This is a genomic window from Catonella morbi ATCC 51271 (assembly GCF_000160035.2).
GTDB classification, from domain to species: Bacteria; Bacillota; Clostridia; order Lachnospirales; family Lachnospiraceae; genus Catonella; species Catonella morbi.
The window spans coordinates 412784-420011 of sequence record NZ_KI535366.1; the positions used below are offsets into that span (position 1 = coordinate 412784).

Genomic DNA, 7228 nt, shown 5'->3' on the forward strand with positions numbered 1-7228 from the left:
TTTATGTTTTTATCCTGACGATTATCTAAGTTTCAGGCTCTCGTCTGCATATCTGATTATTGGTTCTAAAAAAAACTCTATAATCCGTCTCTCGCCTGTCTTTATTTCCGCTGACACTGTCATTCCCGGAACTATGTGAACATTTTTCCCATTAACCATCATGCTCTGTTTTTCAAGCGAAACTTTCATTTTATATACCGTGCCCAGCTTTTCGTCTTCAAAGGCATCCGGGCTGATGCTCTCAATCTTTCCTTTCACTGTCCCATACTTCTGGAAAGGAAAGGTATCAATTTTAACAGAAGCTTCCTGTCCCACCTCAACAAATCCCACATCTTTATTAAGCAACGAAGCTTCAACAATAAGCGGTGTATCATTTGGCACTATTGACATAACCGGCTGTGCAGGAGTTACAACCCCTCCTATGGTGTTTGAAGCCATACCCTGTACCGTACCATCTTCAGGAGCATAAAGAGATTGGAACTCCATACCTTTTCTTATTTTCTCCAGGCTGCTTTCAAGCTCTGATATCTGCCTGTTTTTTTCAACAATAAGGCTTAATGTTGATGTACTTCTCTCTTTTTCCAGGCTGTTAATACTGTTCTTTGTTTCCTTAAGTCTGCTCTCTGCCTGCCTTACTCTGATTTTTTGGATCTGTATTTCTTTTTCTGCCAGGGAAACTTCATCATTTGCATTATTCTGTTCAGTCTCCAGTGTTACCTTTTCCCTTGCAGCCCTTATCTTCTGTGCTTCATATTCTTTTTGGGCAAGTGTAAGTTCATTATGTTTTGCCAGCCATTCATTTTTTGCAGCTGAACCGCTTTCATACAGTCTTTTATATTTTTTGTCCAATTCTTTAAGTATTTTAATGCTTTCTTCCATCTTCACAAGGTTTGCAGCCTCAACACCGCCTGTTTTAACAATATTTTCAAGGCTTTCAGCTTTTTCATTTGATATAATAAGTTTATTTTCAAGTTTTTTCAGATCATATTCAGCTATCTTAAGTTGTTCCTCTGACTGGTCTACTGCAAGTTTAAGTGATTCCTGTCTGGTTGTGTATTCTGATTCTTTTGCCTGTACAAATTCTAAAAGATCATTCTTTATTTCATCTTCCAAATCTGAACTTAATACTGCTTTTCCCAAATCTCTTTCCGATGAAACTTTTTTCAGCAGCTCTATTTCTAACTTTGCTGTATCTATGCTTTTTTGCAGTCCTTCAACATCAGTTTCTTTCATTGTCCTGTCCAGTTCTATAAGTAGCTGTCCTTTTTTGACAGGCTGTCCTTCTGTTACATGGATAGCTGTAATTATCCCTTCCATTGCCGGCTGTATCACCTTCACCCTTCCGGCAGGGACAACCTTTCCTCTTCCTACTGCTACTTCGTCAACCTTTCCAATATAAGCCCATAAAATGGCTGCCCCTACAATCAGAAATACAATCCATATCACTGCTCTTCCAAGAGGTGCGGGCGGTGTCTCAGATATCTCCAGAGCTGCCGGAAGAAATTCATACCGGAGTCTGTCATCTCTTTTTAGGAATTTCAGCATGCATTTCCCCTTTCCTGCTGGCTGTGAAGATAATAATACAGCCCTTTCTTTTTTAGAAGCTCTTCCTGTCCGCCATATTCAATAAGCCTGCCTCTGTCAACCGCCATAATCTTATCTGCATCTTTCAGTGTTGAAAGCCTGTGTGCGATAATGATTACCGTGCGCCCCTTGCAGATCATTTTCAGATTCTTCTGTATTATGCTTTCCGATTCATAATCAAGAGCCGAGGTTGCTTCATCAAATATTAAAATGCGAGGGTTATTTAAAAGCGCTCTTGCTATTGCAATCCTCTGCTTCTGTCCTCCTGAAAGTCCTGTTCCCTTTTCGCCCACTACAGTATCATACCCCTCTGTAAGTTCAAGGATAAAATCATGTGCGCCCGCAACCTTACAGACACGTATAATATCTTCCATATCTGCGGTCGGATTGTGGATGGCGATGTTTTCCCTTATTGTGGCATTAAAAAGAAAATTTTCCTGAAGCACCACTCCGATTTGTCCCCTGAGCCATACGGGATCTGTCAGTGAGATATCCGTGCCGTCTATGAGTATTTTACCGGCCTCAGGTATGTAAAGCCTCTGTATGAGTTTTGATATGGTACTCTTGCCTGAACCGCTTCTTCCCACGATTCCCACAACAGTCCCCGGCTTAATCCCAAATGACATGTCACAGATTACTTCAGGGCTGTCAGGCCTGTATCTGAATCTTACCTTTTCGAAACGTATATCCCCATTTATGGAAGGCAATCTCGTCTTTGATGCATCAATTACAGGTTCGGGCTTTGTATTAAATATATCACCAAGTCTTTTTACCGATATTCCTGTCTGCTGAAAGTCCTGCCACATCTGCACAAGCCTTAATACCGGTCCACTTACTCTTCCAGAAAGCATTCTGAATGCAATAAGCTGTCCAACCGAAATGTTTCCGTCCATTACCAGATGAGCACCGAACCAGAGTATTGCCAGATCTGTTATTTTCTGTATCAGCTGTCCTATTGCCCCTGCATTTCCTGAAAGTACTGATATCTTAAATCCCGCCTTTATATAATCAGCAAGCAGTCCTTCCCATTTTTTCTGTACCTCTGACTCAAGTGCAAAAGATTTAATGGTCTGGACTCCTGTAACAGCTTCTACCAAATAAGACTGGGATTCTGCCCCACAGCTAAATTTTTCTTCCAGCCTGTGTCTGAAAACAGGTGTGATAAAAACTGAAAGGGCTACAAATACCGGCAGTGAGGCAAGTGTTACCCAGGTAAGTATGGGACTGTAAAAAAACATCACTGTTATATATACTATCATAAACATAACATCAAGTACTGATGTCAGGGGCGCTCCAGTCAAAAACTGTCTTATGTTTTCAAGTTCGCGTACTCTTGCAATGGTATCTCCGACCCTCCTGACTTCAAAGTATCTGAGTGGCAGGGCAAACAGATGCCTGAAGAGTTTTGCCCCAAGAGTGACATCTATGCGGCTTGTCGTATGGGTAAATATATAGCTTCTTGCCATTCCCATAACCGTTTCAAACAGGGCTATTATAAGCAGTCCGATCGCAAGTACATCAAGCGTTGTAACACCATGGTGTATGAGAACCTTATCTATTACTACCTGCGTAATTACCGGCGAAAGAAGTCCGAGAAGCTGAAGGGTAAAGGCTGCAATAAGCACTTCAATTAGAGGTTTCTTATACTTTATTATTGCCGGTATAAACCACTTTATGCCAAATGTCTGCCCAGCCTGTTTTAGGCTTCTTCTGACAAACAGTATAATCCTCCCATTCCAGATCTGTCTGAAGGCTTTCTCTTCCAGGATTTTTGGAGCACTTTCACCGGGAAATAATACAAGCACCTTCTCACCTTCAATTTTTGCAAGAATTATAAATTCTCCGTCATTTGTCTCTGCCACAGCAGGCAGGGAAAGCTTATAGAGGTTATTAAATCTGACACCGGCAGCTTTTGCCTTTAAACCTATTTCCTTAGCAGCGCGAAGAATATCAAGTTCCCCCATGCCTTCCTGCCCTATTGCAAGTGCATGTTTTATTTGTTCCGGATCTGCATTTATGCCATAAAATCTTGCTATGCTTACAAAGCAGTACAGTCCTGAATCCGTATTTACTGTTTTTTCATTTTCTTCATCTCTGACCTGTATGGGCTCCTTTTTTTCTTCGGTCAAATCAGACATTGCCTTACCTCATCTATTCTTTCTGTAATTATATAAAGTGGATTTGTTTATACCTGTTGGCGCACCCAGAACTGATCAAGGACATTCCTGACATCATCAGGCCTGTCATTTATCGCCTGATTCCAAGACATTCCTCTTTGTTCAGTAAATGTGGCCATCGCCTGGATCAACTGTTCTACCTGATTATGGGTTATAATGCTGCCGTCAGGGGTTTTAAACTCTTCAACACGATTTTCTCTTCCCGAATACCATGAGTTTATGGTTAAGGTATCTTCTGCTCCTGTCAGTGATATTTTCATGTCATTACCGCTGCGGCTAAAGATAAGATTTAGCTGTTCTTCGCCAAAGATTACCCTGTCTCTGTTATCCGGTGTCCGGTCATTTTCAAATATAGTGTCGTTTCCTGAATTTCTGCCAAATATATAGGTATCATTTCCTATTCCACCTTCCAGGTAATCGTTGCCTGAACCTCCATCCAGATAATCATTACCTACTCCGCCATAAAGCCTGTCATCACCGGTTCCGCCTTCAAGAATGTCTTCTCCATCGTCTCCTGTCAGGTTATCATTTCCTTCTCCACCATACAGGCTGTCATTACCTGCATAGCCATAGGTTGAGTCATCTCCCGCAAGTCCGTTTATTATGTCATCCTGGTCATTAAAGCCTGATATGTATTCAGAGCCTTCACTTCCTGTTGTTGTTAATGCTGCCTTGCATACATAGTCAATATCCCATACCGTTCCGTCTGTAAATCTTACTTCTTCTACCTTGTTTACCATCTTTGTCGGATCACTGCTGTTATAACCGTAGTATTGGCTGAAATAATCTTCCACTATCAGCTTGTCTGATGTTCCTTTTACTATCAGTTCAAGATTATTGCCGGTTCTTTTTATAAGGATATCTTCAGGTTTTATGTCTTCCTTCATCTTTATCACATCAAGGTTGCCTTCCGTGGTGTCTGCATCTCTTATTGTGTCTACTCCATATCCCCTTCCAAAGATGTAGGTGTCATTTCCTCCTACTGAATAGCCGTTGGAATTTCCTCCATACAGTTTGTCATTTCCTGCTCCACCGTCTAAGATATCTTCTCCTTCTCCGCCAACCAGTGTATCATCTCCTGCTCCACCGATAAGGACGTCATTTCCTACATCAGCATATAGCGAATCGTCTCCTTCTCCGCCGTTCAGGCTGTCATTGCCTGCAAAGCCACAGATTGTGTCATCTCCCGCAAGTCCGTTTATTATGTCATCCTGGTCATTAAAGCCTGATATGTATTCAGAGCCTTCACTTCCTGTTGTTGTTAATGCTGCCTTGCATACATAGTCAATATCCCATACCGTTCCGTCTGTAAATCTTACTTCTTCTACCTTGTTTACCATCTTTGTCGGATCACTGCTGTTATAACCGTAGTATTGGCTGAAATAATCTTCCACTATCAGCTTGTCTGATGTTCCTTTTACTATCAGTTCAAGATTATTGCCGGTTCTTTTTATAAGGATATCTTCAGGTTTTATGTCTTCCTTCATCTTTATCACATCAAGGTTGCCTTCCGTGGTATCTGCATCTCTTATTGTATCTACTCCATATCCCCTTCCAAAGATGTAGGTGTCATTTCCTCCTACTGAATAGCCGTTAGAATTTCCTCCATACAGTTTGTCATTTCCTGCTCCACCGTCTAAGATATCTTCTCCTTCTCCGCCAACCAGTGTATCATCTCCTGCTCCGCCGATAAGGACGTCATTTCCTACATCAGCATATAGCGAATCGTCTCCCTCTCCGCCATACAGGCTGTCATTACCTGCATAGCCATAGATTGAGTCATTTCCCGCAAGTCCGTTTATTATGTCATCCTGGTCATTAAAGCCTGATATGTATTCAGAGCCTTCACTTCCTGTTGTTGTTAATGCTGCCTTGCATACATAGTCAATATCCCATACCGTTCCGTCTGTAAATCTTACTTCTTCTACCTTGTTTACCATCTTTGTCGGATCACTGCTGTTATAACCGTAGTATTGGCTGAAATAATCTTCCACTATCAGCTTATCTGTTGTTCCTTTTACTATCAGTTCAAGATTATTGCCGGTTCTTTTTATAAGGATATCTTCAGGTTTTATGTCTTCCTTCATCTTTATCACATCAAGGTTGCCTTCCGTGGTATCTGCATCTCTTATTGTATCTACTCCATATCCCCTTCCAAAGATGTAGGTGTCATTTCCTCCTACTGAATAGCCGTTAGAATTTCCTCCATACAGTTTGTCATTTCCTGCTCCACCGTCTAAGATATCTTCTCCTTCTCCGCCAACCAGTGTATCATCTCCTGCTCCGCCGATAAGGACGTCATTTCCTACATCAGCATATAGCGAATCGTCTCCCTCTCCGCCATACAGGCTGTCATTACCTGCATAGCCATAGATTGAGTCATTTCCCGCAAGTCCGTTTATTATGTCATCCTGGTCATTAAAGCCTGATATGTATTCAGAGCCTTCACTTCCTGTTGTTGTTAATGCTGCCTTGCATACATAGTCAATATCCCATACCGTTCCGTCTGTAAATCTTACTTCTTCTACCTTGTTTACCATCTTTGTCGGATCACTGCTGTTATAACCGTAGTATTGGCTGAAATAATCTTCCACTATCAGCTTATCTGTTGTTCCTTTTACTATCAGTTCAAGATTATTGCCGGTTCTTTTTATAAGGATATCTTCAGGTTTTATGTCTTCCTTCATCTTTATCACATCAAGGTTACCTTCTGTGGTGTCTGCATCTCTTATTGTGTCTACTCCATATCCCCTTCCAAAGATGTAGGTGTCATTTCCTCCTACTGAATAGCCGTTGGAATTTCCTCCATACAGTTTGTCATTTCCTGCTCCACCGTCTAAGATATCTTCTCCTTCTCCGCCAACCAGTGTATCATCTCCTGCTCCACCGATAAGGACGTCATTTCCTACATCAGCATATAGCGAATCGTCTCCTTCTCCGCCGTTCAGGCTGTCATTGCCTGCAAAGCCACAGATTGTGTCATCTCCCGCAAGTCCGTTTATTATGTCATCCTGGTCATTAAAGCCTGATATGTATTCAGAGCCTTCACTTCCTGTTGTTGTTAATGCTGCCTTGCATACATAGTCAATATCCCATACCGTTCCGTCTGTAAATCTTACTTCTTCTACCTTGTTTACCATCTTTGTCGGATCACTGCTGTTATAACCGTAGTATTGGCTGAAATAATCTTCCACTATCAGCTTGTCTGATGTTCCTTTTACTATCAGTTCAAGATTATTGCCGGTTCTTTTTATAAGGATATCTTCAGGTTTTATGTCTTCCTTCATCTTTATCACATCAAGGTTACCTTCTGTGGTGTCTGCATCTCTTATTGTGTCTACTCCATATCCCCTTCCAAAGATGTAGGTGTCATTTCCTCCTACTGAATAGTCGTTGGAATTTCCTCCATACAGTTTGTCGTTTCCTGCTCCACCGTCTAAGATATCTTCTCCTTCTCCGCCAACCAG

At 41.6% G+C, this 7228-nt stretch carries 3 protein-coding genes; all 3 read right to left on the reverse strand.

Annotated features, from left to right (window positions below; translation table 11 throughout):
- Positions 1-21: 21 nt before the first annotated feature.
- The gene (locus GCWU000282_RS01930) at positions 22-1545 is read right to left on the reverse strand and encodes an HlyD family type I secretion periplasmic adaptor subunit (protein ID WP_023353303.1); all 1524 of its coding nucleotides are present in this window, start codon (positions 1543-1545) and stop codon (positions 22-24) included.
- Entirely contained in the window at positions 1539-3722 is a 2184-nt protein-coding gene (locus GCWU000282_RS01935) for a type I secretion system permease/ATPase (RefSeq protein ID WP_023353304.1), read from the reverse strand. Before GCWU000282_RS01935 ends, GCWU000282_RS01930 begins: the two co-directional genes overlap by 7 nt.
- A gap of 47 nt (positions 3723-3769) precedes the next feature.
- On the reverse strand, positions 3770-7228 hold a 3459-nt coding region (locus GCWU000282_RS01940; RefSeq protein ID WP_278246399.1), incomplete at its 5' end, for a calcium-binding protein.